Genomic DNA, 26,664 nt, shown 5'->3' on the forward strand with positions numbered 1-26,664 from the left:
TCATCCCCACCTTCCTCCGGCTTATCACCGGCAGTTTCCTTAAAGTGCCCAACTGAATGATGGCAACTAAGGACGAGGGTTGCGCTCGTTGCGGGACTTAACCCAACATCTCACGACACGAGCTCACGACAGCCATGCAGCACCTGTCACTAGGTCCCCGAAGGGAAGGAGTCTGTCTCCAGAAACCGTCCTAGGATGTCAAAGGCTGGTAAGGTTCTGCGCGTTGCTTCGAATTAAACCACATGCTCCACCGCTTGTGCAGGCCCCCGTCAATTCCTTTGAGTTTTAATCTTGCGACCGTACTCCCCAGGCGGATAACTTAATGCGTTAGCTGCGCCACCCAAGCTCTATGAGCCCGGACAGCTAGTTATCATCGTTTACGGCGTGGACTACCAGGGTATCTAATCCTGTTTGCTCCCCACGCTTTCGCACCTCAGCGTCAATACCTGTCCAGCGAGTCGCCTTCGCCACTGGTGTTCTTCCGAATATCTACGAATTTCACCTCTACACTCGGAATTCCACTCGCCTCTCCAGGATTCTAGCTATCCAGTTTCAAGGGCAGTTCCGGGGTTGAGCCCGGGATTTCACCCCTGACTTAAATAGCCGCCTACGCGCGCTTTACGCCCAGTAATTCCGAACAACGCTAGCTCCCTCCGTATTACCGCGGCTGCTGGCACGGAGTTAGCCGGAGCTTATTCTCCCGGTACTGTCATTATCATCCCGGGTAAAAGAGCTTTACAACCCTAAGGCCTTCATCACTCACGCGGCATTGCTGGATCAGGCTTTCGCCCATTGTCCAATATTCCCCACTGCTGCCTCCCGTAGGAGTCTGGGCCGTGTCTCAGTCCCAGTGTGGCTGATCATCCTCTCAGACCAGCTATGGATCGTCGACTTGGTAGGCCGTTACCCCACCAACTATCTAATCCAACGCGGGCCCATCCAAAGGCGATAAATCTTTGGTCCGAAGACATTATCCGGTATTAGCTCAAATTTCTCTGAGTTATTCCGAACCTAAGGGCAGGTTCCCACGCGTTACGCACCCGTGCGCCACTAACCCCGAAGGGTTCGTTCGACTTGCATGTGTTAGGCATGCCGCCAGCGTTCGTTCTGAGCCAGGATCAAACTCTCAAGTTTGTGTCACACACCAATCAAGCACGGGGAAAACCCCGCCGACCCGACTGGCATGAGCTTCAAGGAGCCGATACCTGCACTGTCAAACGTAATGGATACGAATGGACATGCATCATCGCGACCAGACTGTGGAGCCTGGAAGGATGTGGCAATCGGCTTTAGGTTATCCAGCTACCGCGACCTTGAGCTTCGCGGGCTGGGCGCCGTCGCCCACATGTCCCTTCATCAAAAACCAACGATGTCAAAGAGCCGCCAAGACATTAAAAGCGGACAGCGATGGTTTCCCCGACTTTCACCGGGGGACCGGCTATCCGATTATGTTGGCGACCGATCGCTGCGGGGCCGGTTGAAAACCGTCAGCGCCGCGTCGGTGGAGCCCATCTAGGCGGGGTCTCGGATTCGGTCAACGCCTTTTTGCAATTTTATTTCGGTCCGGCGCATCTTTCGCAGATTTCCGCGGGTTTCGCGCCTCCCGGTCTCGGTAAGAAATGGGGCTGCCGCCTCGACTCTTCAAGCCGCATAGGCCCCGCCCGCCGACTCACGCGGGGTGAATCGCATCCGTCCCGCGCCGGGAAAGCCACCGGAAATGGCCGGAATCTTCACGTTTTCGCGCTAACTCGGCCCGATGAACGAGAATCGCCCCCTTCCCGAATCGAGCACCCGCGATTCGACGCGCGACCAGTCGCCCGCGCTTGATTCGGAAAGGGCCGCGGGTTTCGCCGCCCGTGTCCGCTCGGCCGTCGCATGGCGCTATGGCGGACAGGTGGCAGCCCAGGTCATCACGTGGAGCTCGACCATCCTCGTCGTGCGTCTGCTCGATCCGTCCGACTACGGCCTCTTCGCGATGAGCCAGGTGCTCGTGACAGCACTCGCCTTTATGAACGGCTATGGTTTCGCGACCTCGCTGATCCGCGCGGCCGAGGTCGCTCGGCGCGACATCGCGCAGGTCTTCGGCCTGTTGCTGCTGCTCAACGGCGCGCTCGCCGCTACGCTGCTTCTGATCGCGCCTTTCGCCGCAGCCTATTTCCGCGAGCCGCAGGTCGCCGAGATCCTGCGCGTCCAGATCGCGCTGTTCCTCGTCGTACCCTTCATCGCCCTGCCCGAAGCGATGCTGGCTCGCCGGCTCAAGTTCCGCCCGCAGGCGCTGGCGAGCATGGCGGGCGCGGTCACCGGGGCGAGCGTCGCGCTCCTTCTCGCGTGGCGGGGCTGGGGCGTGTGGGCGCTGGTCTATGCGCCGATCCTCGCCTTCGCCGCACGCGCGCTGGCGCTCAGCATCGCTGCGCCCGCCTACACCATCCCGACCTTCGATTTCCGCGGAGCGCGCGCGATCATCACTTTCGGCGGCGCGCTGACGCTGTGCCAGTTCTTCTGGATCATCCAGAGCCAGAGCGACGTCTTCATCGCGGGCCGCATCTTCAACACCCACGAACTCGGACTCTATTCCGAGGCGCTGTTCGTCGCGCTGATCGTATCGGGCCGCTTTCTGCCGCCAATCAACGAAGTCGCCTTTCCCGCCTATGCCGAATTGCATCACGCCGGAAAGCGGCTCGGCCCTTACTTCCTCCGGGTCCAGCGCACCGTCGCGCTGGTAGTCTTCCCGCTTTACATCGGTCTCGCCCTCACCGCACCCGAGGCTGTCGCCACCGTGTTCGGGGAGAAGTGGCTCGGCATGGCGCCGTTGCTGCAGGACCTTGCGCTGGCGATGCCGCTGCTTGCGCTGCACATCGTGTGCAGCCCGGCGACCAATGCGATGGGGCGCCCGCGCATCTATCTCTCCACCTCGATCCTCGGTGCAGCCTTCTTCGCGTCCTGCTTCCTCGTCGGGGTCGAATGGGGGCCGGAAGGACTGGCCCGCGCCTGGTGGGTCGCGACGCCTGCCCTTCTTGCCGCTACGCTGTCTCTGACCCTGCCTGCAGTGGGCCTTGCCCCGCTCGATCTCGCACGTGCGCTGCTGCCGCCTTTCGCCGCGAGCGGGGCGTTGGCGCTCGCCGTGTCGGGCGTGGGGGCGGTCCTGGCCGGGATTGCACCGGAGATGGAGCCCTGGTGGCGGCTCGCGGTCATGGTGCCGGTGGGCGGTGCGACCTATCTCGCCACGCTCCTGCTCGCCTGGCCGCAGGTCGTGCGCGATGCCTGGGCGATGCTCAGGGCCGCGCGGGAGGAAGCGGGCGAAACGCCTCCATCCGCTCCCGCATCCGTGCCAGTGCCTTCCGATCGAACGCAAACCATAGCGGGCTGAGCCGCGGCCGGAAGCGCGGCAGGTAGTCGCCATAGAGCGAGGCGAGTTCGCGCGGCAGGCCCGCCGGCCCCTCCCCCCGCATGATGTCGCTCACGATCCGGTTCTGGAAATGGCGCACCGAATAATTGACCATGCGCGCCGCCTGCTGGCGCAGTCCCCTCGCGTCGAGCGCGTTGGGCTCGCACCAGAAGCCCGCTTCGGCGACCGGCACGACGCGGACATTGCTCCAGCCGCTTTCCGGGCCGAGATCAGTGCAGGCGAGCGCCCGCACGAGGCCGTCCTCGCCGATGATGTCGTCGGGCAGGCGAATGCCGCGCTCGCGCATCCGTCGCACGAAATCGCCCGCAAGAGCATAGCAATCGCCGAACAGCCCGCTGTCGGCGGCAATGGAGCGGCGATAGGCTTCGACTCGCCGTCCGTTCATCGGCAGGCCCGAGGCGGCATTGGCGCGCGGGTCGGCAGCGAGCGCGCGGGCGAGCGCATCGACCGAGCCGGGAACGAGCTGCGCGTCGCCATCTACGAAGACGAACACGTCCGCCTCACGCGCCCCGTCCAGCACGAAGCGGTTCCAGCTCCGCGCCTTGCCGCCCTGTTCGTATTCGACCAGTTCGACACCTTCATGCGCGCGGACGATGTCGGCGGTGCGGTCGGTGGAGCCGTTCACCACCACCGTCACGGTCACTCCGGGCTCGCCCACCGGCAGGCTTGCAAGGCACGCGGCGATGCGCGCCTCTTCGTTATGGGCAAGCACCGTCACCTGGACACTTGAATGTTGCGCATCGGGCATCGTGATATCCCGTCTAGCAGCCGCGCGCGGCTTGCCAATCGCGCGGAGGGCGTCAGGCACGCAGGTGTGCCGGATTTGGGCGATCGCGCGGCTCATGGTAATCTCCTCGCCAAGGCGCCGCAGCGATCACCGCGCGAGCGCCCAGGATGGGACAGGATGCACTACCTATACAAGGGAGCGCTGGGCGTGGTCGCGGCGCTCGGCCTCGCCTTCACTGCCGCTTCGGCGGAAAGCCATGCGGTCGAACCGCCGCCACCGCCATTCGAACAGGGACCGATCGCGCCCGATTTCGGCGGGCCGGGGACCGATATCCTCGCGCTCGAGGAAGAACGCTTCGCCCGCTTCACCGTGCCGGTACTGATCGACGGGGCGGGCCCGTTCGATTTCATGATCGACACCGGCAGCGAGGCGACCGCGCTCACGCACGAGATCAATATCGGCCTCGCCCTGCCCCCGCAGGGAAGCGCGATTCTCGTCGGCATGGCGAGCCGGCGCGCGGTCGATCTCGTCGCGGTCGGCGCGCTGACGGTCGGCAGCCACACGGTGACCGACCTCACCTCGCCGCTGCTCCACCGCGCCCATGTCGGGGCGGACGGCATACTCGGGCTCGACACGCTGCAGGATTTCCGCGTCCTGATCGACTTCCGCGAAGAGACCATCGCGCTCGAGAACACGCGCGACGAGGAAGCCTCGCGCGGGGGGTTCGAGATCGTCGTGCGCGCGCGGCCGCGGCTCGGCCAGCTGCTCATCACCGATGCCGAGGTCGAAGGCGTGCGCGCCACGGTCATCATCGACACCGGCGCGCAGATGAGCCTCGCCAACACCGCCCTGCGCGACCGGCTGCGGGCCAAGCGGTCCGAGGAAGTCACCGCGACCGACGTCAACGGGGTCGACATCGTCGGCGAACTCGCGGTCGTGCGCGATCTCAAGATCGAGGGGCTGTCGCTCAAAGGCGTGCCGCTGACCTTCGCCGACCCGCCCGCTTTCGAGCAACTGGGCCTCAAGGACGAGCCGGTGATCTCGCTCGGGATGCAGCATCTCAAGATCTTCGACCGGGTGGCGATCGATTTCGCGAGCCAGCGCGTATTGTTCGACCTGCCGCGCGATGTCGCGCGCGCGCTCAGGCGGGCGCAGCGGGGGACGAGTTACCGGATGGGCCGCTAGGCCCGCTCGCGGCCGAGCGGGGTTGCGGCGCGGCGCGGCTGCGCCCACATTCGCCCAGCCGATGCCGCCCGACCATCCCTCTTCCTCCGACCCGCGCGAGATCGACGGCTGGCACCTGCTGCGGCGGTTCCTCCCCTATCTCTGGCCGAAGGACAAGCCGGGGCTGCGCTGGCGGATCGTCGGCGCGATGGTCTTCGTGCTGGCGGCGAAGGCGGTGGTGCTCGCCCTGCCGCTCGCCTTTTCGGGCGCAGTCGATGCGCTGAGCGAAGCGCAGGGCACGCGCGGCATGGAAGGCGCGGGCTTCGTCGCGCTGGCGCTGGTGCTCGCCTACGGGCTCGGGCGGTTTTCGTCGGTCCTGTTCGACAACCTGCGCAAGATGGTGTTCGAGCGCGTAGGCCAGACCGCGACCCAGACGTTGGCCGAGGACGTGTTCCACCGGCTCCACCAGCTGTCGCTGCGCTTCCACCTCGGGCGGCGCACGGGCGAGGTCACCAAGATCATCGAGCGCGGGACCAAGAGCATCGACATGATGCTCTATTTCCTGCTGTTCAACATCGCGCCCACCGCGATCGAACTGGTCGCGGTGGCGGTGATATTCTGGACCCTGTTCGGCTGGGAACTGGTGCTGGCGACCGCGATCACGGTCGTCACCTATGTCGCGGTCACCCGCTGGATCACCGAATGGCGCACCAAGCTCAGGCGCGAGATGAACGATCTCGACGGGCAGGCGCTCCACCGCGCGGTCGATTCGCTCCTCAATTATGAAACCGTGAAATATTTCGGCGCCGAGGCGCGCGAAGAGGAACGCTACGCCCGTTCGGCCCGCGCCTATGCGCGCGCGGCGGAAAAGTCCGAGAATTCGCTCGGAATGCTCAACATCGTGCAGGCTTTCATCACCAATGCGCTGATGGCCGGCGCTATGGCCTTCGTGGTGTGGCGCTGGAGCGAGGGCGCGCTCACGGTCGGCGATCTCACCGCGGTCAATATGTACCTGATGCAGCTCTTCCGCCCATTGGACCTGCTCGGCTGGGTCTATCGCACGATCCGGCAGGGCCTTGTCGACATGGGCGAGATGTTCCGGCTGGTCGATACCGAGATCGAGGTGAAGGATGTCCCCGGCGCCCCGGCTCTGATCGTCCGCGAACCTTCGATCCGGTTCGAGAACGTGACGTTCGGCTATGACGAGGGCCGCACGATCCTGCGCGACCTTTCCTTCGAAGTGCCCGCCGGGACCGCGACCGCGATCGTCGGGCCTTCGGGCGCGGGCAAAAGCACGATCGGGCGGCTGCTGTTCCGCTTTTACGACCCCACCTCGGGCCGCATCCTGATCGACGGGCAGGACATCGCGCAGGTGCAGCAGGCGAGCGTGCGCGCGGCGATCGGGATCGTCCCGCAGGACAGCGTGCTGTTCAACGACACGCTCGGTTACAACATCGCCTATGGCGCGCAAGGCGCCGACGAGGAGGCGGTGCGCGAGGCGGCGCGCGGGGCCGCGCTGACGGGGCTTATCGAGCGCCTGCCCGACGGGTTCGACACGCTGGTGGGCGAGCGCGGGCTCAAGCTGTCAGGCGGCGAGAAGCAGCGCGTCGCGATCGCCCGCACCCTCGTCAAGAACCCGCCGATCCTGCTGCTCGACGAGGCGACGAGCGCGCTCGACACCCGCACCGAGCAGGAAATCCTCGACACGCTTCACCGGATCGAGCGCGGGCGGACCACCATCGCCATTGCGCACCGCCTGTCGACCGTGGCCGACGCCGACCGCATCCTCGTGCTCGACCAGGGCGAGCTTGCCGAGGAAGGCGACCATGCCTCGCTGCTCGCCAGGGGCGGGCTCTACGCCGAGATGTGGGCGCAGCAGGCGAGCGAGCGCAGCGAGCGCGCCGAGGCGGCGGAGTAGCCTAGTCCGCGTCGCTGCCCGGCACGCCGCCCGCCATGTCGGGCGCGCGGCGCAGGCTCGGCGAGGAAAGGTCGAGCTCGCTCGCGCGGATCACCTCGACCTCGCCGCGCAGCGCGCGCACGTCCTCGATGAATGTCTCGGCATCGCCGACGATGACGATGGTCGCCTTGTCGGGGTCGACATAGGTCTTCGCCGCAAGGCTCGCGGCGCCCGGATCGACCCCGGCAAGGCGCTCGGCATAGGCGTTCGCTTCCTCGGCCGGGAGGCCCTGCTGGAGCAGGGTGGCGACGATCGCGTTGAAGCCGCCGCTGGTTTCGAGCGCGCGAGCATAGCCGCCCGACAGGAACAGCCGCCGCTTCTGCAGCAGGTCCTCGTCAAGCGGTTCGCTTCCCAGCCGCTCGAATTCGTTGAGGAAGATCTGCGCGACCTCGGCAGCGCTTTCGTTCTTGGTCTGCGCGCTCGCGGTCAGGATCGAATCGTCGGCCCGGTCGGCGAAGCCCGAATAGGCGCCGTAGGACAGTGACCGCTTGGTCCGCACTTCCTCGAACAGGCGCCCGCTCGACCCGCCGCCGAGAACGGAATTGGCGAGTTCGAGCGGGAAATAGTCGGGGTCGATCCGCGCCGGAGCGCGCACCGCGGCAAGCACCGCGGCCTGCCCCGCGCCCGGCAGGTCGACCACGATGGTGCGCACGCCGGGCGCTTCGCCTGCGGCTTCTGCGGGCAGCGGGCCGGGGCGCATATCCTGCCGCCAGTCTCCGAACATATCCTCTGCAAGCGCGATCGCACTCTGCGGGTCGATCCCGCCGCTGACGACGATCTTCATGCGGTCGGGATGGAAATAGACCTGGCGGTGGAGCAGCAGGGCGTTGCGGTCGATCTTCGCAAGGCTTTCCTCGGTCCCGTCGGGCTGGCTGCCATAGGGCGCATCGCCATACATCGCGGTGCGCAGGACATAGCGCGCGAGGCTGCCCGGTTCCTTCATCGCGACCTTGAGCCCCTCGATCGCGCGGTCGCGTTCGCGCGCGACCTTGTCCTCGGGATAGATCGCGCCCTTCACGATATGCGCCGCCAGCGCGCCCGCCTCGTCGAGATTGGCCGTGGGCGCGGTGAGCGAGAAGCTTGTCCCGTCCGAGCCCGCCCCGCCGCCGAAGGCCGCGCCGAGGCTTTCGAAGCGCGCGGCGATTTCCTCGGCGGTGTAATCATTGGTCCCCTTGTCGGCGAGGCTCGCGGCGAGCTGGGCAAGGCCGGCCAGTTCGCGCGGATCGGTCTTGCTGCCGCCCGGGAACAGCATAGAAATGGTCGCGATCGGCACCTCGCCGGTCTGCACCGCGACGACGGGGATGCCGTTCGAGAGTTCGGCTTCGACGATCTCGGGCTTGGCCACTTCGGGCGCAGGGCCGGGGCCGGGAGGCGCCATGCGCTCGCCCTCGGGCTTCACCTGCCGGATCTCGCCGGTCGCGGGCGGCAGGGTCCGGAAGGTCGGCATCGGGACCGGGTTGGCATAGGAGGCCGGGTCGGCCTCGCCGGAGGAATAGGTCACCGTCACGCGCTTCTGCGGGTCGAGATATTTCCTTGCGACGCGCATCACGTCCTCGGCGCTGACCGCGCCGATCGCGGCGAGCCGCTTGTCCGCAAAGCCCGGATCGCCCGAAGAGACCAACGCCTCTCCCAGTTCGAAGGCCCGGCCGCGGGCAGTCTCGCGGCGGCGCAGCGTGGAGGCGATGATCTCGTTCTTGGCCTCGGCGAGTTCGGCCTCGGTGACGGGCTCACTGCGCAGCTTTTCGAGTTCGGCATCGAGCGTCGCACCAGCCTGCTCGATCCGGTCGGGCCGGGCGATGGCATAGGCGCCGAGCGCGCCTGCCTCGCGGTAGGACTGGACGGTGGCGATCACCTGCACCGCCTCGCCGGTATTGACGAGCGCCTTGTCGAGCCGGCTGTTGTCGCCCGAGACGAGGATCGCCTCGAGCACTTCGAGCGGCGCGGCATCGGGATGGGTGACGGGCACGCCCTTCCAGATCCCGCCATAGACCGGCAGCGGGACATTGGGCGCGGTGGCATTGACGGTGCGCGGAGAGGTGCGTTCGGGCTCGCGCGTGTCGATGGCGAGCGGCACGGGGTTTGTGCGCGGCGGGATGTCGGCGAAATATTCGTCGACCAGCGCCTTCAGGTTAGCCAGTTCGAAATTGCCCGCCACGATCAGCGTCGCCGTATCCGGCCCGTAATAGGCTTCATAAAAGGCGCGCGCATCGTCGAGCGTGGCGCTGTCGAGATCCTCGATGCTGCCGATCCCGGGGCGGCGATGCGGCATCACGTCATAGGCGTTTTCGGGAAAGACGAAGCGCTGGAGGCGGCCATAGGGCGGCGCGAGGACGCGCTGGCGCAGTTCTTCCTTCACCACGCCGCGCTCGGTTTCGAACACTTCTTCATCGACAACGACCTTCGCCATGCGTTCGCGGTGGGTCCACAGCATGGTTTCGAGATAGGCCGCCGGGACCTGCTCGTAGTAATTGGTCCGGTCGATCCAGTTCGACGCGTTGCGCGTGCCCCCGATATCCGCGGTCAGCGAATAGATCATGTTGTAGGGCATATTCTCGGTCTTGCGGCTGAGGATATGCTCGAACAGGTGGGCGAAGCCGCTGCGGCCCTCGGGGTCGAGCTTGGAGCCGATGTCGTACCACAGCGACGTGGTGACCGTGCTGGTCGTCGCATCGGGAATGGCGATGACGCGCAGCCCGTTGTCCAGCGTCCACATCTCGTATTCGATCGCGGGCGCGCTGAGCGCGGCGGCGTCGTCCTGTGCGGAGGCGGGCGCGGCGACGGCGAAGGCGGCAAGCGCGGCGCTCGCCAGCATTGTGGTGCGGATCATGGACAGCTCCCCTGTGAAATAGTTGGGACCAGTAAAGCCTGCCCCGGCGCGCTGCTCAACCGCGAAGGGACGTGCGCCCTATCAACCGTCCATTCTCATCGACGCGCGTCATGCGAAAGCGCCTCGAGGATGCCGAGCGCCTCGACGCCCCGTTCCCAAGGCACGAAGAGGTGGTCGTGATGAAAGCCCGCGATCACGTTGCAGGCGATCCCCTTCGCCGCGAGCGCCGAGGACACGGCGGCGGTAAGGCCGACGCCTTCGAGATCGGAATGGACGGCAAGGGTGATGCGGGCGAAGAGCGGCTCGGCATCCTGCGTAGGCACGATAGCGGTCGTGCCTTCGGCTTCGTGTACCAGCGCGAAGGCATTGCCCGGCGCGGAGGCCCCGTCCTCGATCACGACGAAGACGAAGGACTTGTCGTCCAGTTCGGGCCGCATACCCGCCAGCATATCGGCACAGTCGCTGACGGGCCCTGCTCCGCTCACAGGATGTATTTCGACAGGTCCGAATTGCCCGCGAGGTCGGCGAGGCGCTCCCTCACGTAGCCCGCATCGACCGTGATCGTCTCGCCGACGTGCTCCTCGGCTTCGAAGCTGATTTCCTCGAGCAGCTTTTCCATCACCGTCTGGAGCCGCCGCGCGCCGATATTCTCGACGCTTTCGTTGACCTGGGCGGCAATGCGCGCGACTTCGCGAACCGCGTCGTCGGTGAAATCGAGCGTGACGTCCTCGGTCCCGATCAGGGCGCGGTATTGCTGCACGAGGTTGGCGCGGGTTTCCGACAGGATGCGGACGAAATCCTCTTCGGTCAGCGCGCGCAGGTTCACCCGGATCGGCAGGCGGCCCTGCAATTCGGGGAGCATATCGGAAGGCTTGGCGACGTGGAACGCGCCCGAGGCGATGAACAGCACGTGGTCGGTCTTCATCGGCCCGTGCTTGGTCGAGACGGTCGTCCCCTCGATCAGCGGCAGCAGGTCGCGCTGCACGCCTTCGCGGCTGACGCTGCCGCCGCGCACGTCGGAAACGGCGATCTTGTCGATCTCGTCGAGGAAGACGATCCCGTTGGTCTGTGCATTCTCGAGCGCGACGCGCGCGACATCGTCGTCGTCGAGCCGCTTGTCCGCTTCCTCGTCGACCAGCTTATCCCAGGCATCGGGCACGCGCAGCTTGCGCTTCTTGGTGGGGCGCTTGCCGAAAGCCTTACCCATCATGTCGGAGAGGTCGATCATCTGCATCGAGCCGCCCATGTTGCCCATGTCGAAAGGCATTCCGGGGGTCTCGGCGACCTCGATCTCGACCTCGACTTCGTTCATCGCGTTCTGCACGATGCGCTCGCGGAAGCTCTGGCGGGTGGCTTCGGACGCATTCTCACCGACGAGCGCGTTGAGCAGGCGCTCCATTGCAGCCTCGGATGCGGCTTCGCGCACGCTTTCGCGGCGGCGTTCCTTCTCCAGCCGGATCGCCTCTTCGACGAGATCGCGCGCGATCTGTTCGACATCGCGCCCGACATAGCCGACCTCGGTGAACTTCGTCGCCTCGACCTTGACGAAGGGCGCTTCGGCGAGCTTCGCCAGCCGCCGGCTGATCTCGGTCTTGCCGCAGCCGGTGGGGCCGATCATCAGGATGTTCTTGGGCGTCACCTCGTCGCGCAGGTCCGGGCCGAGCCGCTGGCGGCGCCAGCGATTGCGCAGTGCGACCGCGACTGCGCGCTTGGCTTCCTTCTGGCCGATGATGTGTTCATCGAGCGCGGCGACGATCGCCTTGGGAGTAAGATTGTCCATGTGTGCTTTCGGGGGTCCGCTCAGACCGTCTCGACGGTCACGTTGCCATTGGTGAAGACGCAGATGTCGGCTGCAACCGCCATCGCCTTCCTCGCGATCGCTTCGGGATCGTCCTCGTAATCGGACAGGGCCCGCGCGGCGGCGAGTGCGTAGTTGCCGCCCGACCCGATCGCCGCGATCCCGCCTTCGGGTTCGAGCACGTCGCCATTGCCGGTCAGCACCAGCAGCGCGTCCTTGTCCGCGACGATCATCAGCGCTTCGAGATTGCGCAGGTATTTGTCGGTGCGCCAGTCCTTGGCGAGTTCGACGGCGGCGCGCATCAGCTGGCCGGAATACTGCTCGAGCTTCTTTTCCAGCCGCTCGAACAGCGTGAACGCATCGGCGGTCGCACCTGCGAAGCCGGCGATCACCTTCTCGCCCTCACCGATCCGGCGGACCTTGCGGGCATTGGGCTTCATCACGGTGTTGCCCATGGAAACCTGCCCGTCGCCCGCGATGACTGTCCTTTCGCCGCGCTTGACGCCGACGATGGTGGTGCCGTGCCACTGGACGAGGCCGTGGCTGTCGCTCGAATTGCTCATGCCGCGCGATATGGGCGCTGCACGAGGGGGGTCAAGCCTAGCCTACGGCCCGCCCGGCCCACCCGGCCCGCCGCCCGGCATACCGGCGCCGCCCACGCGGCCGATATTCCCGAACAGGTCCTCGAGGAAGCCACGCTCGCGGCCGAGCGTCGGGGTCTTGTCGCCGTCGGGCCGCAGATAGACGACTTCGTCGATGCCGGAGCGATCGACCTCGGAGACATTGCCCGCCTCGTCGAAGCGCACGGCGAGCACGCTGTGCTGGCGGATGCGCGGACGCACGAAGGGTTTGCGCCCCGTCGTGCTCGACACGTAATACCAGGTCGGCTCGCCATAGGCGCTGGTGAAGGTCGGACGGCCGAGCGTGCCTTCGACCGAGCGCCGGTTGTCGATGCCGGGCTGGATCACCTCGGTCAGGATCGGGTCGCGGATGTAGCCGCGCGATTCGCGGATCGAGGAACAGCCGGCCAGCATCATCCCCGCCGCGAGCGCGACGAGCGCGATGCGTGCGAACCGCTGCGACCGATTATTGGTGTCCGCCCCCGCGAAGCTGCGCTCGATATCCAAGGTGACCGATTCCCGTCTGTTCTCGTGCGGCGCGCATGAGCACGCTCATTCCATCTCGCAAGGCGCTTTAGGCCCCGCAGGCGCGGCTGGCAACGCCGCAGGGCGAGGCAACCCCGCCATGCGCCGGAACCGCATTGCCTGCGCGAGGTTGAATCCGCACTGAACGCCTGCCACTTGGCGCACCGCCACGCTCCTGCCAGAAAGCCGCTCCATGCCGACCGAGGACAAACCCCGCCCGCTCGCCTTCCTCGCCAGGGTCTTCGGGACCGCCCCCGACCCGCGCGAGCGCATCCGCCCGCTGTGGCACCGCGTCATCGAACTGGCGCGCGAAAAGACCTTCTACTCCGATTGCAAGGTCGCCGACACGGTCGGGGGCCGCTTCGACCTCATCACCGCGGTCCTCAGCGTCGTCATCGTGCGCGTCGAGGCTTCGGAAATGCGCGCCGAAAGCGCCCTGCTCGCCGAATTGTTCGTCGAGGACATGGACGGCCAATTGCGCGAATTCGGGGTCAACGACGTCGTCGTGGGCAAGAAGGTGGGCAAGCTGATGAGCCTGCTCGGCGGGCGGCTCGGCGCCTATCGCGGCGCTCTGAACGACAAGGACCGCGAACGGCTGATCGCGGCGGTCGGGCGCAATGTCCAATTCGCCGAAGACGCCGACGAGGAGGCGGGCGCGGCCTGCGTCGCGGACAAGCTGCTCGCCCTGTCGGAGCGGTTGTCGCGCTTCAGCGACGAGGAACTGATCAAGGCGAGCGGAATCTGGTAAGGCGGCAAGGATGACCGACGCCCCCGAAATGTCCCGCCTCGTCAAGGCGCGCCCGCTGCCCGCCGGCCCCGTCGTGATCGAGGCCGACGCGGCCGAGCGCGAAGCGCTGGCGCGACGCTTCGGCCTAGGCGGGATCGATTCGCTGCGCGCCGAGGTCACGCTGGAAGAAAGGGCGAAAGCGATCCGCGCGAGCGGTGTGCTGAACGCCGCCGTGCAGCAGGTCTGCGCGATTTCGAACGAGAATTTCCCGGTGACGATCAGCGAGTCCTTCGACCTCAGCTTCGTCCCGGAGACCGCCCGCCCGGCGGGTGAGGAGGACGCGGTCGAGATCGAACTCGAACGCGAGGAACTCGACGAAATCGAATATGCGGGCGATGCCTTCGATCTCGGCGAGGCGGTGGCGCAGACACTGGGCCTCGCGATCGATCCCTATGCCGAAGGTCCGGGCGCCGAGGCCGCGCGGGCCGCAGCCGGGTTGACCGACGAGGACACGCCGAGCGGCCCCCTCGCCGAGGCGCTGGCGGCGCTCAAGAAGGACTAGCCCTTCTCTTCCTCGCCGCCTTTCGCGTGTTCGAGGATCATCAGCACCAGCCCTGCAAAGACCAGCCCGAACCCGGCGAGGTGGACCCAGCGGAAGGCTTCGCCGAGCAGGACATAGGAAAGGCCGAGCGCGGTCAGCGGCATGACCGACATCGCGCCCGCGGTCAGCGCGCCGGGCGCTTTCCTCACTCCGTTGTACCACAGCACCGGGGCGAGGCCGCCGGTCCCTGCGCCCCAGAACAGCAGCGCGTAAAGCGAACGCTCGGTCCCGCGCGAGAAATCGAACGGGGCGGGGTCGAAGACGAAGGCGAGCGCGACGAACAGCGGCGCGGCCAGCAGCGAGGCGGCGAGCGTCGCTTCCAATGAGGTGATCCCGTCCGACAGCTTGCGCGAAAGCAGCGTGTAGGCCGCCTCGAAACACACCGCGACGAGCACCAGCAGACCGCCCAGCAGCATGGCATCGCCGCCGCCCCCGCCGCTGCGGAAGAGGTTGATGACCACCACCCCCACCACCGCGAGCGCGAGCGCCCCGCCCTTGCGCCAGTTCATCGCCGCGCCGAAGAACACGACCGCCGCCGCCGCGGTGATCGCGGGTGAGGCGCTCATGATGGTCGAACCGATGACGCCTGTCGTCAGCCGCATCCCGAACAGCATGGTCGCGGTGAAGCCGACCATGCCGAAAGCGGCAATGGCCGCGATCACGCCCCAGTCGGAACGCTGGGTGTCGCGGTAACGGCTGGTCAGCGCGAGGACGAAAGGCGCGAGCACGATGCTGGCGATCACCATGCGAAGGCAGCTCGCGGTGAAGACCGGGTAATGCTCGCCGATGATCTTGGAGAGCGGCGTCGCGCTGCCGAACAGGCCCATCCCGGCGATAAGCTGGCCGATCGTGAGCGGCGAGGCGGAGGTGTTTTCGGGCGATGCCATGGCGTCACGGCATCAATGGGCGCGCGCCCCGAGCGTTCCGCAGGCGCTATGCCGCGCCCCGCCCTCTCAAGAGGATGCCGCGATCAGAATGGAATGTCGTCGTCGAGGTCGTCGTAGCCGCCCGAACCGCCGCCCGAGCCGCCCCCCGAACCGCCGCCGCCCTGGTTCCAGCCGCCACCGCCGCCGGCGGGCTGGCCGCCGGCACCGCGATCGCCGTAGCCCGCCCCGCCGCCGAAGCCGCCGCCCGAGCGACCGCCGCCGCCGCCGCCGCCCGGCGCACCGTCGAGCATGGTCATGACGGAGCCCGGCCCGCGCAGCACGACTTCGGTCGAATAGCGGTCATTGCCGTTCTGGTCCTGCCACTTGCGGGTCTGGAGCTGGCCCTCGAGATAGACCTTGCTGCCTTTCTTCAGGTAGCGTTCCGCCACCCCGGCGAGGCCTTCGTTGAAGATCGCGACAGAGTGCCATTCGGTGCGTTCCTGCCGCTCACCCGTGTTGCGGTCCTTCCACGTCTCGCTCGTCGCGACGCGCAGGTTGCAGACCTTGCCGCCGTTCTGGAACGTGCGCACTTCGGGGTCCGCCCCGAGATTGCCGATCAGCATGACCTTGTTGAGCGAACCCGCCATTTCGAAACGTCCTTCCCGTCAATTCATCCGCGCGGAGCACGAAGCCCGGCGATTCTCTCAAGCGTTAATAGGCCAGCGCGGCCCGGGACGCGAGGACGCGGGGCCGTTTTCCACTTCCGATATGGAGGTTTCTACCTAGACGGGTAGCGCAGGCGGCCGAGAAAGCGCGTCAGGCTCGGCAGTTCCCGGTCGCCGCCGGTGAGCTGCGCCTTGAACTTCTCGAACTTCATCACGCCCTCGATCCGCCGGTCGAGGAAGGCATAGGTGTCCTCCTTGCCCTCGCTGTCGTCGTTCACGAACACCGCGAGCGTCGCCGAATAGAGCCCGGCGAGGATCGCGCGCTTGGTGTAGTGGTTGTAATCGGTCGCCGTGTCTCCCGCGAGCCGCCACATCCGGTCGGCCGATTCCCAGCCGAGCCTCAGCGCGCGCGGCGCGTTCTGCGGCATCGCCATGATCGCAAGCGCGCGGCGCACCGCTTCGTCGATGTCGGCGACCTCCTCGAGCCGGAAGGCGACGAGCGTGCGGATGCGCTCGCGGATCTTGAGCCCGGCGAGCCGTTCGGCAGGCCATTCGGCTTCCATCGCCTTGTCGACAGAGCGGATCCACGCCTCGATCATCTGCATCGCCCGTCCGTTCGCGCTGTCCGCCGGGAAGGCGAGTTTCGCCACGTCGAGATCGGCCCCGGCCATTTCGGCGGCGGCTTCGAGCGCGGTGTCGTTCCACCCGTCGAACACCGCGGAGGCGGCGATGTCGGGGGCGAGCGCAATGGCAAGCTCGTCGAGCGTCATGTCGGCGAAGTCGGGCTGGTCGGTCATCGTGTCCATGTCAGAAGGAAGGCCCGTATTGCTGCTTGGTTCCCTCGCCTTCGCGCGCCTTGTCGGCGGCCTCGAACTCGGCCCGCATCAGCGAATTGCCGCGCTGCAGTTCCATGTAGTCGCGCGCCGAGCGGCCCGAATTGTCGTTGCGATCGGGATCGGCCCCCTGCGCGAGCAGGCGGCGGACCAACGGCACGTTACGCTGGTGGACCGCAGCGATCAGCGGGGTTTCGCCCTGGCTGTCGGCGACGTCGACCTGCGCGCCCTTTGAGATCAGTTCCTCGACCGCTTCGACTTCGCCCAGGGTGGTGGCGATCTGGAGCGGGGTCAGTCCCTTGTTGTCGCGGATATTGGGGTCCGCGCCGCGCTGGAGCAGGAACCTGACCCACAAGACGTCGCGGCGCGCCGCCGCGATGTGGAGCCCGGTCTCGCCCGTGGTGATGTCGCGCGCGTTGATCACGGTCGTGCCGGGCTCGTTGAGCATTTCGGTCACGACATCGCCGTCGCGGTCGCGCACGGCTTTCAGAAACTTGTAGCCTTCCGAATAGAACTGCGCCTGGACGGGCGGCGCGAACGCCGCGCCATGGCCCAGCCCGGCGGCGACACCGACGACGACGAGCGAACCCAGCGCGGCCCTCGCAATCCGCGCAGGGCTTCCTAACTTGCGCAAAACGGGTGCGAACACGCTTTTGTCCTTTCGCATTTCCTGCCACATTCCTTTCACGGGACCGGCGATCAGCCCCGGTGCATCGTCGCCAGTTAGCAGAGCATGAACCCACACGCCAAGACCTCCGCCCGATCCGTCATCGCGAGAACCTTCGCAGCCATGCTCGGCGTCGCCGCGCTCGTCGCCTGCGCGCCCGAGGCATCCGCGCCGCTCGACCCGCCGCTCGCGGGCTCGAGCATCGGCGGCCCGTTCGAGCTGGTGAACAGCGCCGGCGAGACGGTGCGGTGGGACGATTTCGCGGGCAAGTATCGCGTGGTCTATTTCGGCTTCGCCTATTGTCCCGACATCTGCCCGACCGATATGCAGCGCATCGCGCAAGGGATGAAGGCGCTGGAAGAGCGAGCGCCCGATCTCGCCGCCAAGGTCCAGCCGATCTTCATCACCGTCGATCCGGAACGCGACACGCCCGAAGTGGTGGGCGAATTCACCAGCGCCTTCTCGGACGACATCATCGGGCTCACCGGCACACCCGAACAGGTCGACGCCGCGCGCGATGCGTTCAAGGTATATGCCGAGAAGGGCGAGGCGACGCCCGATGGCGGCTACCTCGTCGACCATTCGGCGATCACCTACCTGTTCGGGCCCGATGGCGAGCCGCTCGCCACGCTCCCGACCGACCAGCCGGGCCGCGAGGGCGCCGCAGCCTTCGCCGCCGAGATCGAGAAATGGGCGAGCTGAGGGAGCGTTTCTGGGAGCTGCCGCTGGGCGAGCTCACGCGGCCCGAATGGGAAGCCCTGTGCGACGGCTGCGGCAAGTGCTGCCTGCACAAGATCGAGGATGCCGACACCGGCGAGATTTCCGACACGAATGTCGCCTGCAAGCTGCTCGACACCGGCACGGCGCGCTGCAGCGACTATCGCAACCGCAAGGCTTTCGTGCCCGACTGCCTGCGGCTGACCCTGTCGATCGTCGAGGACGTGCCGTGGCTGCCGTCGACCTGCGCCTATCGCCTGCGCGCGGCGGGGCGGCCCCTGCCCGGCTGGCACTATCTCGTCTGCGGCGACCGCGAGGCGGTGCACCGGGTCGGTGTATCGGTCGCAGGCCGGGTCGTGAGCGAGACCGAGGCAGGGCCGCTCGAACACCATATCGTCGAATGGCCCGCGCCCGACCTCGACGCGCTCGAGCCGCCGGTGCTGGCGGCAAGCGCGGAAAGACGCGGGGAAGGGGGATGATCGACTGGCTGCGCCGCGCCGCGATCGATCCGGAGATCGAACTGAACGGCGAGCGCGTGCCGATCGTCCTGCGCCAGCACGCTCGCGCCCGCCGCCTGACCCTGCGCCTCGCCCCCGACGGCAGCGAAGTGCGGCTTACCGTGCCGCACTGGGCTCCGCGCGCGCAGGCGATCGCCTTTGCCCATGCCCGCGCCGACTGGCTTGCCCAGCAGCACGCGAAGATCCCGCGCCGCATGACGCCCGGTCCCGGCACGGAGATCCTCCTGCGCGGCGCGCCGCTGCGGGTCGAGTGGGACGAGCGCGCGCCCCGCACCCCGCGCGCCACGGACGGAAACCTGCGCGTTGGCGGGTCGCTGTCCGGCCTCGAAGGACGGCTGAGGCGCTGGCTCGAACGCGAGGCGCTTGCGCTGTTCGAGGCCGATATGCGCGATTACTGCGCCGCCGCCGGGCTCGAGCCGGTCCCGGTCGCCCTGTCGCGCGCGCAGCGGCGCTGGGGGAGCTGTTCGGACCGCAGCCGCATCCGCATCAACTGGCGGCTGGTGCAGGCGCCCGATTTCGTCCGCCGCTCGGTCGTCGCGCACGAGGTCGCGCATCTCGTCCATTTCGACCATTCGCCCGCGTTCCACGCGCTGCTGGCGAATATCTACGAGGACGACATCGCCTCGGCCGACCGCTGGCTCAGGCAGCGCGGCCGTTCGCTCTACGCCGCTTTCGGCTGACACGCGCGATCCCTTAGAAACCCGTTAACCATGGGGCGCTAGGACAGCGGCCATGTTGGCACGGTTTTCCCTGCTCATCGCGGCCCTTTGCGGGCTTGCCCTGCCTGCCACCGCGCCGCCGGTGCTGGCCCAGGGCGCGTGCCCGCAGTGCGACCTGCCGCCCGGCTGCCGGGGCAAGGGCAACCAGAACGGCAATGGCCGGGGCAACCGGAACCGCAATTGCCAGCGTCTGTCGATCGAGATCGATTCGGACATTGATTTCGGCCGTGTCGTCATCATCGGCCGGGGCGAGGGCCGCGTCTTGCTCGACCTCGACACGGGCGAAAAGCGCCTGTTCGGCGATGTCGACGATCTCGGCGGGATGCCCGTCACGGGCCGCGCGATCGTCAGCGGCGCTCCCTTGGAGCCGATCAATGTCGCACTGCCCTTCGAGATCGAAATGGGCGGCCTGCTCGGCGGGCGGGCGCGGCTACGCGATTTCGTGACCTCGCTTCCCGCCATGCCGATGCTCGACGAGAACGGGCGGCTCGAGTTCTCCTTCTCCGCGACGCTGGTAGTCAGCGGGGAGGAACGCGCCGGCGGCGACCTGCGCGCGCGGGTTCCGATCAGCGTCACCTATCTCTAGGCGCGAGAATGAATTGGCGCGCCCAAGGGCGCAAGGAAACTGGCGCGTCCTGCGACAAGCCCCTATATTGCGGCCATGTTCTCCCGAATGCTCTCCAATTCGCGCTTCAACCCCAAGGCTGGCGCGGTGGATTTCTGGCACGAATTCACCAAGCCCAATCCCTATCGCTGGCCGATCCTCGCGCTGTCCTGCCTGCCGCTGGTCGTGATCTTCGTCTGGCTTTCTTCCGAGGTCCATTACAAGGAACCCGCGCGGCCCTCGATCACCTACATCACCACTCTCGATCCCGACCGGAGCGACGAGGAGATCATGGCCTCGAACCTCGAAAACCAGGAAATCAAGGACCTGCGCGCGGCGCGCGAAGAGGAAATCGCCGAGCGCAAGCGCGAACTCTACAAGGCGCTGGGGCGGGCGACGGGCATGGATGTCGACGAGATCGAACGCCAGGCCGAGGCCGAGCGTGCCGCCGAGAATGCGCGGGGCGGGGACGCCGAGCCCGCCAAAGCGAAACGAGCCGAAGGAACCGCACGATAGGCGCGCAGCCACCGGACGATGCCGCGTGGATGGCGGCTGCCGCGCGGCTCGCCATGCGCGCCCGTCCGCTGTGCCGACCCAATCCGGGCGTCGGCTCGCTGCTTGTTTCGGGCGAAGGCAAGGACACCCGCGTCCTCGCCCGCGGATGGACCCGTGAAGGCGGGCGCCCCCACGCCGAGGCGGTCGCGCTCGCCGGTTTCGCGGGGGGCGGCGCCGAGGGCGCGGCGCTTTACGTGACGCTCGAACCCTGCGCCCATGCCTCGCCGCGCGGCCCTGCCTGCTGCGACGTTGTCGCCGATGCCCGCCCGGCGCGCGTCGTCATCGGCCAGCGCGACCCCGACCCGCGCACCTCGGGCGAAGGCATCGCCCGGCTGGAGCGCGCAGGGATTGCAGTCACCGTTCTGGACGATACCGCATCGGCCGCAAGCCTTGCCGACTACCTCACCCTTCGCCGCGAAAACCGACCGCGCGTCACTCTCAAGCTCGCGATGTCGCTCGACGGCTGCATCGCGCTTGCCGACGGGACGAGCCGGTGGATCACCGGCGAAGCGGCGCGCGCCCATGTCCACGCGATGCGCGCGCGGCACGACGCGATCCTCGTCGGCGGGGGCACGTGGCGGGCCGACCGCCCGCGCCTCGACGTGCGCCTGCCCGGACTGGAGGACAGGAGCCCGCAGCGCCTCGTCCTTACTCGCGGGGTAAAGCCCGACGGCGTCACGGTCATCAACGAACCCGCCCGCATTACCGACCTCGAAGGGGTGCTGTCGGTCTATGTCGAAGGCGGCGCGGGGGCGGCTTCGGCCTTCCTCTCCGCCGATCTCGTCGACGAAATCCACCTCTACCGCGCGCCCATCGTGATCGGCGACGGGCTGCGCGCGGTGGAAGGCATCGGGCTCGGCAGTCTGGACGAGGCTCATGGCCGCTGGCGGCAGGTCGCGGCCTGCGAGCTTGGCAGCGACCGGTTCACCGCCTATCAGCGCATCCGCTAGCCAAGGAGAGCCCCGCCCCCATGTTCACCGGCATCGTCACCGCCATCGGCACGATCGAAAGCAGCGAGCAGCGCGGCGACCTGCGCGTGCGCATCGCCGCCCCGCTCGATCCCGAACGGATCGACATCGGCGCTTCGATCGCCTGTTCGGGCGTGTGCCTCACCGTCGTCGCGCGCGGCGGGGCGAAAGGCGATGCGTGGTTCGATGTCGATGTTTCGGGCGAAACCGTCTCGCGGACCGTGCCGGGGATGTGGGAAACGGGCCGCCGGCTCAATCTCGAACCTTCGCTGCGGCTGGGCGACGAACTGGGCGGGCATATCGTGACCGGCCATGTCGATTCGGTGGGCGAGGTGCGGACTTTCCAGAAGAAGGGCGATTCGTGGCTGGTCGCGATCCGCGCGCGGGCCGAGATGGCGCCCTTCATCGCGGCCAAGGGCTCGATCACGGTCGACGGCGTCTCGCTGACCGTGAACGATGTCCGCGACCTGTCCGACGGAACCTGCGATTTCGCGCTCAACATCATCCCCCACACCGCCGAGGTGACGACGCTCGGCAGCCTCGAGGAAGGCGCGCGCGTCAATCTCGAGATCGACGTGCTGGCGCGCTACCTCAAACGGATGCAGGGGCTCGCCGCCAGCTCGCGGTAAAACGGCCCGAACCCGCGGCACTCAGGAACACGAGGCGGGCAGCTCCCGTTGCGGGAACAAGCAACGAAACGGGAGAGCCGCCATGATCCTCGAAACCATCAAGACACCGGGCCTGTCGCACCTGTCCTATCTCGTCGGCGCGGGCGGGAAGGCGGCGGTGATCGACCCGCGCCGCGATTGCGAAATCTATCTCGAAAAGGCGCGCGCGGCCGGGCTGGAGATCACCCATATCCTCGAAACCCATCGCAACGAGGATCTCGTCTCGGGCTCGCCGATCCTTGCCGCCATGACCGGGGCGAAAGTGCTTCACGGCCCCAATCCCGAACGGCCCGTGGTCTTCGCCGAGACCGCGCGAGAGGGCGAGATCGTCGAGATCGGCCAGCTGCGGATCGAGGTGATCGAAACGCCGGGCCACACCGACGACCATCTCGCCTATGCCCTCCACGACAGCGCCTATCCCGATGGCGCGGTCGGCGTCTTCACGGGTGACGCGCTGTTCATCGGCGATGTCGGGCGGACCGACTTCTATCCCGACCGCAAGCGCGAGGTCGCGGGGCTGCTTTACGATTCGCTGCAGAAGCTGCTCGCCCTGGGCGACCAGGCAATCGTCTATCCGGCACACGGCGCAGGCTCGGTCTGCGGTTCGGGCATGGCCGAGCGCGAATTCTCGACCATCGGCCACGAACGCCGCAACAACCCGCGCCTGCAGTTCGAAAGCCGCGACGATTTCATCGCCTTCAAGATCGAGGAGCACCATTACCAGCCGCCCTATTTCCGCACGATGGAGCGGCTCAACATGGACGGGGCCGAGGCGCCGCCGCGCGTGCTGCGGCCGAAAGTCCTCTCGCTCGGCGAACTGCGCGAAGCGGGGTGCGACCACATTGTCGACGTGCGCGACCCGCTCGCCTTCGCCTCGGGTCATCTCGCCGGGGCGATGAGCCTTCCGACCGGCATGATCAGCGCCTTCGCCGGCTGGTTCATGGGCGAAGAGGAGCATATCGGCCTCGTCGCCTCGGACGCAGCGCAGCTGGCCGCGGCGATGGAGCATCTCGTGCGGATCGGGTTCGACCGGATCGCGGGCGGCCATGTCGGCGTGGTCCCTGCCGCTGCGAGCGGCGCGGATATGCGCACCATCCCGATGGTCCAGACCGAAACGGTCGAGCATCGGCTGGGCGAGGCCCGCGACGACTGGACCCTGCTCGACGTGCGCGACGCGGACGAACGGGCGAGCGGGGCGATCTCGGGATCGGAGCACCTCTATGTCGGCCAGCTCAACGAGGGCTGGCGCGACCTCGATCCCGATCGCCACTACACGCTGATGTGCGCGAGCGGGATGCGCGCGACGGTGGCGGCCGGCTGGCTCGCCTCTCGCGGGTTCGCCAGGCTCGACATCTATCTCGGCTCGATGGGCGCGTGGGCACAGGCCCACGGCTAGCGCAGTGCGTTGCGCCTAAAGCAGCGTCCCGCGCCGCCCGCGCGAGAGCGGCGGGAGATCGTCGAGCCTCTCGCGCCTGCCTTGCCGGTCGGCGCGGGCATTCGCCGCGAGGGCCAGCAGCGAGGCGCGCACGAGCTTTTCGACCACCGTCGCATGGAGCGGTTCGGCCAGTTCGAGCCCGGCAAGACCGTCCTCCGACCATGCCGCGCACACGACCTGCATCTCGATCCCTTCGATCCGCAGGCTGTAATGCCTTCCCGGCGTCAGCCGCCCCGCGCCGTCGCAGCGGAACAGGCAGCCGGTTTCGGAAATATTGCACAAGGTCCCGTGATACTCGCTCCCGTCGGTCCCTTTCAGCACGGCGGCCATGTTGATGTGACGCCGGCGCGCGGCGCGCCGCTCGGCCTGCGTCAGGTCTTCGTTGATGCCCATCTGCGCTCGATGCCTTCTCAATCCCGATCCGCGCGGCGTTCGAAGCCCGAGCGACGTTCGTACTTGCGGCGGTCGGTGCCCGAGCGGCGTTCGCCCTTGCGGCGATCGGGGCCATCGAAGGGTAATTGGGCCTTGCGGCGGTCGCCCTTGCGGCGGTCGCTGTCGGGCTCGTCGCAATCGGTCGGATTGGTGGCCATGTCGTCTCTCCCCGTGAACATTTGCGGTGCGACCCGGCCGGTATTCTTCCTGTCCCAAACCTAGGCTTGAGAACGTTCACAAGCCGTTAATTCCGTGTTTACGATGGGAAATCAAAGGCTTGTATAAATGCGCCAAGCCGCTCGGCGGGGAACGCTCCCACCGTTGTGGAATGGGACCGGCGGCCGCAGCGGTCGCCGGCAAATATGACTGAAAAGGATTGCGAAACCGCCGTCCCTAGCCGGTGACGGCGGCGATTGCCTCGACGAAGCGGTCGATATTGCCCATGGTCAGCCCGGCGACGTTGATGCGGCCCGACCCCGCCATGTAGATCGCGTGATCCTCCCGCAGGCGGGCGACCTGTTCCTTCGTCACCGGCAGCATCGAGAACAGCCCGTTCTGCGCGCCCAGCGGGGCAAGGTCGACGCTGCCCGCCATGCCGGCCGCGGCAAGCCGGTCGCGCACCTGCCGCATCCGCGCGCGCATCGCATCGAGTTCGTCCTGCCACATCTGCGTGAGTTCGGTGTCGCGCAGGATCAGCCGCACCGCCGCCGCGCCGTGATCGGGCGGCATGGACCAGCTCGCCCGTGCAAGCGCATTGGCATTGGAGAAGGCGGTATCGAGCGTCCCCTTGCCGTCCGAAAGGATGTAGAACGCCCCGACCCGGTCGCGATACATCCCGAAGTTCTTGTCGCAGCTATAGGCGATAAACGCCTCCGGCACGCGCGCAAGAACCGTGCGCAGGCCCGCCGCGTCCTCGTCCAGCCCGCGTCCGAGCCCCTGGTAGGCCGTGTCGATGATCGGGAAGGCACCTGAACTCTCGAACGCCTCGGCAATCGCTTCCCACTCCTCGCGCGAGTAGTCGATGCCCGTCGGATTGTGGCAGCAGCCGTGCAGCAGCACGCCTTCGTCCGCGCCCGCACCCCGGATCGCGCCCAGCACGGCGTCGAGATCGGCGGTCCCCTCTTCGCGGGCATGATCGAAGGGGGCGAGTTCGAGGCCGAGATCGCCGAGGATCTGAGCGTGGTTGGGCCAGCTCGGCACGCCCATGTGGAGCCGCGTCATCCCGGCCTTTTGTGCGAGCGCCGCGGCGAGGCGCACCGCGCCCGTCCCGCCTGGCGTCTGCATCCCGGCGATCCGCCCGCCCATCGTGGCGTCTTCGCCGAAGATCCACGGCATCAGGGCGTTGACGAAGCCCATGTCGCCTTCAGGCCCGAGATAGGACTTGCTGTCCTGCTCCTCGACCAGTTGCCGTTCGGCCGCCTTGATCGCGGCGAAGACCGGGGTCGCGCCGTCCTCTGTGCGATAGACGCCGACGCCGAGGTCGATCTTGTCGCCGCGCGGGTCTGCGGCATGGAGCTTGATCAGCGCGAGCAGCGCGTCGGGCGATTGGGGTTCGAGTCGGTCGAGCATGGCGCGGCTGTCCTGCCGCGCGCAGCGGCGCGCTGCAACCGCGAATCGCGTGTTTCGCGCGGTTTCGCTCCGTTCAGAAGGGCAGCCAGCGCTGCTTCTTGGAGAACTTCATGTAGCCCGCATTGACGCCGAGCCTGAGCCCCGCACCGACCCGGATCGGGATCAGCACGATGTCGCCCTTGCGCAGGTAACTCGCGGTCAGACCGCCGACGAAATAGGCTTGCCCCTCGCCCGCGGGGAAGCGTTCGAAAAGGTCTTCGGTGTCGAACAGGTTGTAGACGAGGACGAAGGTGTTGCCCGCATTGGCGCCCGCGTCGAACCCGATCGAGGGGCCGGTCCAGTAGACCTTGCGCGTGCCTTCGACCTTGTGATGCAGCGTGCCCGATCCGTAGCGCGCGCCGACGATGAAGGCGCCGCCCGCTTCGCGCCCGACGATATAGCCGTTGGGCTCGCCCTGTTTCCTGAGCAGATCCTCGATCAGCCCGGCGAGCCCTTCCGCGCCCTTGCCGAAGACACCCTCGGCCGCGCCGATAAGGTCGTCCTCGCCGTAAGTGTCGCTGGTGGCGGCCGCTGCGCCGGGCTCGGCCGCGGCGACATCGCCTGTCTCGGCCGGGACGGGATCGCGGACCCAGTCGGGCAGATCCTCGGCCGGCACGCCCTGCGCGGTGCCTTCGTCGGCGTATTCGGCGAATTCGTCGTCGAAACCGGGCGCGCGCGATGTCTCCACCTCGGTCGGCCCATCGGGCACCGGTCGAGGCTCGGATGGGGGTTGGGCAAGATCGGCGTCGATCGCCCCGCTTCCCGCAGGCTCGGCCGGGGCGGAATAGGCATCGTCGGGATCGAAGCTTTCGAGCGTGTCCTGCGCCGCGAGCGGAGCCGCGAGCCCGGCAAGGACAAGGGCAGACAGCAGGGCACAGAGCAGGGCGAACCGGGCACGCAATGCGGAGGGGTAATGCAGCGCCGGGGCGAATGCTCGACGAGCGGTCACAATGGGTCCAGTCATGGTGCAGCCCTCCATCTTGAGCCTTGCTTTGCGTGACGCCGCGCGCCCTTCCCGACCGCGGCTTGTCCGCCATTCCCTCGCGAGGCGGCAATC

General features: G+C 67.3%; 27 protein-coding genes and 1 rRNA gene (1 of these 28 only partly in view). 13 read left to right on the plus strand and 15 right to left on the minus strand.

The genetic code is table 11. The features are described from left to right. A 16S ribosomal RNA gene (locus tag G9473_RS10195) occupies positions 1 to 1,134 on the minus strand (it extends 350 nt beyond the left edge of the window). A 622-nt stretch (positions 1,135 to 1,756) separates the two neighbouring features. On the opposite strand from G9473_RS10195, the gene G9473_RS10200 reads away from it, so the two are divergent. Next, positions 1,757 to 3,367 carry a lipopolysaccharide biosynthesis protein gene (locus tag G9473_RS10200; RefSeq protein ID WP_291133035.1) on the plus strand — a complete coding sequence of 537 codons (1,611 nt, stop codon included), beginning with the start codon at positions 1,757 to 1,759 and terminating at the stop codon, positions 3,365 to 3,367. Here the strand turns inward: G9473_RS10200 and G9473_RS10205 are convergent. Next, positions 3,273 to 4,154: a glycosyltransferase family A protein gene (locus G9473_RS10205; RefSeq protein ID WP_291133036.1), complete on the minus strand. Its 882-nt coding sequence runs from the start codon at positions 4,152 to 4,154 to the stop codon at positions 3,273 to 3,275. The two genes, G9473_RS10200 and G9473_RS10205, sit on opposite strands and share 95 nt — an antisense overlap. A 156-nt stretch (positions 4,155 to 4,310) precedes the next feature. Between G9473_RS10205 and G9473_RS10210 the strand changes: the two genes are divergently transcribed. Continuing rightward, positions 4,311 to 5,318, plus strand: coding sequence for a retroviral-like aspartic protease family protein (locus tag G9473_RS10210; protein ID WP_291133038.1), 1,008 nt, complete (start codon positions 4,311 to 4,313; stop codon positions 5,316 to 5,318). 61 nt (positions 5,319 to 5,379) lie between these two features. Then, positions 5,380 to 7,215: an ABC transporter ATP-binding protein/permease gene (locus tag G9473_RS10215; protein WP_291133039.1), complete on the plus strand. Its 1,836-nt coding sequence runs from the start codon at positions 5,380 to 5,382 to the stop codon at positions 7,213 to 7,215. 1 nt (position 7,216) lies between these two features. Here G9473_RS10215 and G9473_RS10220 read toward each other — a convergent pair whose 3' ends face one another. From G9473_RS10220 to G9473_RS10240, 5 genes are all read right to left on the minus strand, one after another. Beyond that, positions 7,217 to 10,081 carry a pitrilysin family protein gene (locus G9473_RS10220; RefSeq protein WP_291133042.1) on the minus strand — a complete coding sequence of 955 codons (2,865 nt, stop codon included), beginning with the start codon at positions 10,079 to 10,081 and terminating at the stop codon, positions 7,217 to 7,219. A gap of 95 nt (positions 10,082 to 10,176) precedes the next feature. Beyond that, positions 10,177 to 10,530 (minus strand): ACT domain-containing protein, encoded by a 354-nt coding sequence (locus tag G9473_RS10225; protein WP_291133044.1) that lies wholly within the window; start codon positions 10,528 to 10,530, stop codon positions 10,177 to 10,179. Positions 10,531 to 10,562: 32 nt separating this feature from the next. Then, entirely contained in the window at positions 10,563 to 11,861 is a 1,299-nt protein-coding gene (gene hslU, locus G9473_RS10230) for an ATP-dependent protease ATPase subunit HslU (RefSeq protein WP_291133046.1), read from the minus strand. A gap of 20 nt (positions 11,862 to 11,881) precedes the next feature. Continuing rightward, positions 11,882 to 12,442, minus strand: a complete 561-nt coding sequence (gene hslV / locus G9473_RS10235) for an ATP-dependent protease subunit HslV (protein ID WP_291133048.1) — start codon at positions 12,440 to 12,442, stop codon at positions 11,882 to 11,884. 42 nt (positions 12,443 to 12,484) lie between these two features. Further along, a complete protein-coding gene (locus G9473_RS10240; protein WP_291138402.1) occupies positions 12,485 to 12,916 on the minus strand; it encodes an outer membrane protein assembly factor BamE in 432 nt (143 codons plus the stop codon). A 301-nt stretch (positions 12,917 to 13,217) separates the two neighbouring features. Here G9473_RS10240 and G9473_RS10245 point away from each other — a divergent pair, with 301 nt between their 5' ends. Together G9473_RS10245 and G9473_RS10250 are read left to right on the plus strand one after the other, a co-directional pair. Beyond that, positions 13,218 to 13,772, plus strand: a complete 555-nt coding sequence (locus tag G9473_RS10245) for a ubiquinol-cytochrome C chaperone family protein (RefSeq protein WP_291133050.1) — start codon at positions 13,218 to 13,220, stop codon at positions 13,770 to 13,772. A gap of 10 nt (positions 13,773 to 13,782) precedes the next feature. Next, positions 13,783 to 14,313, plus strand: a complete 531-nt coding sequence (locus tag G9473_RS10250; RefSeq protein ID WP_291133052.1) for a YceD family protein — start codon at positions 13,783 to 13,785, stop codon at positions 14,311 to 14,313. Here G9473_RS10250 and G9473_RS10255 read toward each other — a convergent pair. From G9473_RS10255 to G9473_RS10270, 4 genes are all read right to left on the minus strand, one after another. After that, positions 14,310 to 15,239 (minus strand): DMT family transporter, encoded by a 930-nt coding sequence (locus G9473_RS10255; RefSeq protein WP_291133054.1) that lies wholly within the window; start codon positions 15,237 to 15,239, stop codon positions 14,310 to 14,312. The genes G9473_RS10250 and G9473_RS10255 overlap by 4 nt on opposite strands. A gap of 83 nt (positions 15,240 to 15,322) precedes the next feature. Then, positions 15,323 to 15,865 carry a single-stranded DNA-binding protein gene (gene ssb / locus G9473_RS10260; protein WP_291133056.1) on the minus strand — a complete coding sequence of 181 codons (543 nt, stop codon included), beginning with the start codon at positions 15,863 to 15,865 and terminating at the stop codon, positions 15,323 to 15,325. Positions 15,866 to 15,996: 131 nt separating this feature from the next. Continuing rightward, the gene (locus G9473_RS10265) at positions 15,997 to 16,680 is read right to left on the minus strand and encodes a COQ9 family protein (protein ID WP_291138405.1); all 684 of its coding nucleotides are present in this window, start codon (positions 16,678 to 16,680) and stop codon (positions 15,997 to 15,999) included. A 10-nt stretch (positions 16,681 to 16,690) separates the two neighbouring features. Further along, entirely contained in the window at positions 16,691 to 17,365 is a 675-nt protein-coding gene (locus tag G9473_RS10270) for an ankyrin repeat domain-containing protein (RefSeq protein WP_291133057.1), read from the minus strand. 84 nt (positions 17,366 to 17,449) lie between these two features. Here G9473_RS10270 and G9473_RS10275 point away from each other — a divergent pair, with 84 nt between their 5' ends. The 8 genes from G9473_RS10275 (at position 17,450) to G9473_RS10310 (ending at position 23,528) form a co-directional block, all read left to right on the plus strand. Further along, a complete protein-coding gene (locus tag G9473_RS10275; RefSeq protein WP_291133059.1) occupies positions 17,450 to 18,085 on the plus strand; it encodes an SCO family protein in 636 nt (211 codons plus the stop codon). Continuing rightward, positions 18,073 to 18,579: a YcgN family cysteine cluster protein gene (locus tag G9473_RS10280; protein WP_291133060.1), complete on the plus strand. Its 507-nt coding sequence runs from the start codon at positions 18,073 to 18,075 to the stop codon at positions 18,577 to 18,579. The genes G9473_RS10275 and G9473_RS10280 overlap by 13 nt, the downstream gene beginning before the upstream one ends. Next, entirely contained in the window at positions 18,576 to 19,298 is a 723-nt protein-coding gene (locus G9473_RS10285; RefSeq protein ID WP_291133062.1) for a M48 family metallopeptidase, read from the plus strand. The genes G9473_RS10280 and G9473_RS10285 overlap by 4 nt, the downstream gene beginning before the upstream one ends. Positions 19,299 to 19,350: 52 nt before the next feature. Continuing rightward, positions 19,351 to 19,923, plus strand: coding sequence for a DUF4402 domain-containing protein (locus G9473_RS10290; RefSeq protein WP_291133064.1), 573 nt, complete (start codon positions 19,351 to 19,353; stop codon positions 19,921 to 19,923). A 75-nt stretch (positions 19,924 to 19,998) separates the two neighbouring features. Further along, entirely contained in the window at positions 19,999 to 20,457 is a 459-nt protein-coding gene (locus tag G9473_RS10295; RefSeq protein ID WP_291133066.1) for a hypothetical protein, read from the plus strand. A gap of 29 nt (positions 20,458 to 20,486) precedes the next feature. Continuing rightward, positions 20,487 to 21,446 carry a bifunctional diaminohydroxyphosphoribosylaminopyrimidine deaminase/5-amino-6-(5-phosphoribosylamino)uracil reductase RibD gene (gene ribD / locus G9473_RS10300; RefSeq protein WP_291133068.1) on the plus strand — a complete coding sequence of 320 codons (960 nt, stop codon included), beginning with the start codon at positions 20,487 to 20,489 and terminating at the stop codon, positions 21,444 to 21,446. Between the two features lie 20 nt (positions 21,447 to 21,466). Beyond that, positions 21,467 to 22,093 carry a riboflavin synthase gene (locus tag G9473_RS10305; RefSeq protein WP_291133070.1) on the plus strand — a complete coding sequence of 209 codons (627 nt, stop codon included), beginning with the start codon at positions 21,467 to 21,469 and terminating at the stop codon, positions 22,091 to 22,093. A gap of 82 nt (positions 22,094 to 22,175) precedes the next feature. After that, positions 22,176 to 23,528, plus strand: coding sequence for an MBL fold metallo-hydrolase (locus G9473_RS10310; RefSeq protein ID WP_291133072.1), 1,353 nt, complete (start codon positions 22,176 to 22,178; stop codon positions 23,526 to 23,528). Positions 23,529 to 23,543: 15 nt separating this feature from the next. Here the strand turns inward: G9473_RS10310 and G9473_RS10315 are convergent, their stop codons facing one another. From G9473_RS10315 to G9473_RS10330, 4 genes are all read right to left on the minus strand, one after another. Further along, positions 23,544 to 23,960 carry a PilZ domain-containing protein gene (locus G9473_RS10315; RefSeq protein ID WP_291133075.1) on the minus strand — a complete coding sequence of 139 codons (417 nt, stop codon included), beginning with the start codon at positions 23,958 to 23,960 and terminating at the stop codon, positions 23,544 to 23,546. A 17-nt stretch (positions 23,961 to 23,977) separates the two neighbouring features. Further along, complete coding sequence (locus G9473_RS10320) at positions 23,978 to 24,157, minus strand: hypothetical protein (RefSeq protein WP_291133077.1); 180 nt, start codon at positions 24,155 to 24,157, stop codon at positions 23,978 to 23,980. 235 nt (positions 24,158 to 24,392) lie between these two features. After that, complete coding sequence (locus G9473_RS10325; protein WP_291133078.1) at positions 24,393 to 25,568, minus strand: aromatic amino acid transaminase; 1,176 nt, start codon at positions 25,566 to 25,568, stop codon at positions 24,393 to 24,395. A gap of 73 nt (positions 25,569 to 25,641) precedes the next feature. Further along, positions 25,642 to 26,571: a DUF1134 domain-containing protein gene (locus G9473_RS10330; RefSeq protein WP_291133079.1), complete on the minus strand. Its 930-nt coding sequence runs from the start codon at positions 26,569 to 26,571 to the stop codon at positions 25,642 to 25,644. Positions 26,572 to 26,664 lie beyond the last annotated feature (93 nt).

It is taken from the genome of Erythrobacter sp., assembly GCF_011765465.1.
GTDB lineage: Bacteria > Pseudomonadota > Alphaproteobacteria > Sphingomonadales > Sphingomonadaceae > Erythrobacter.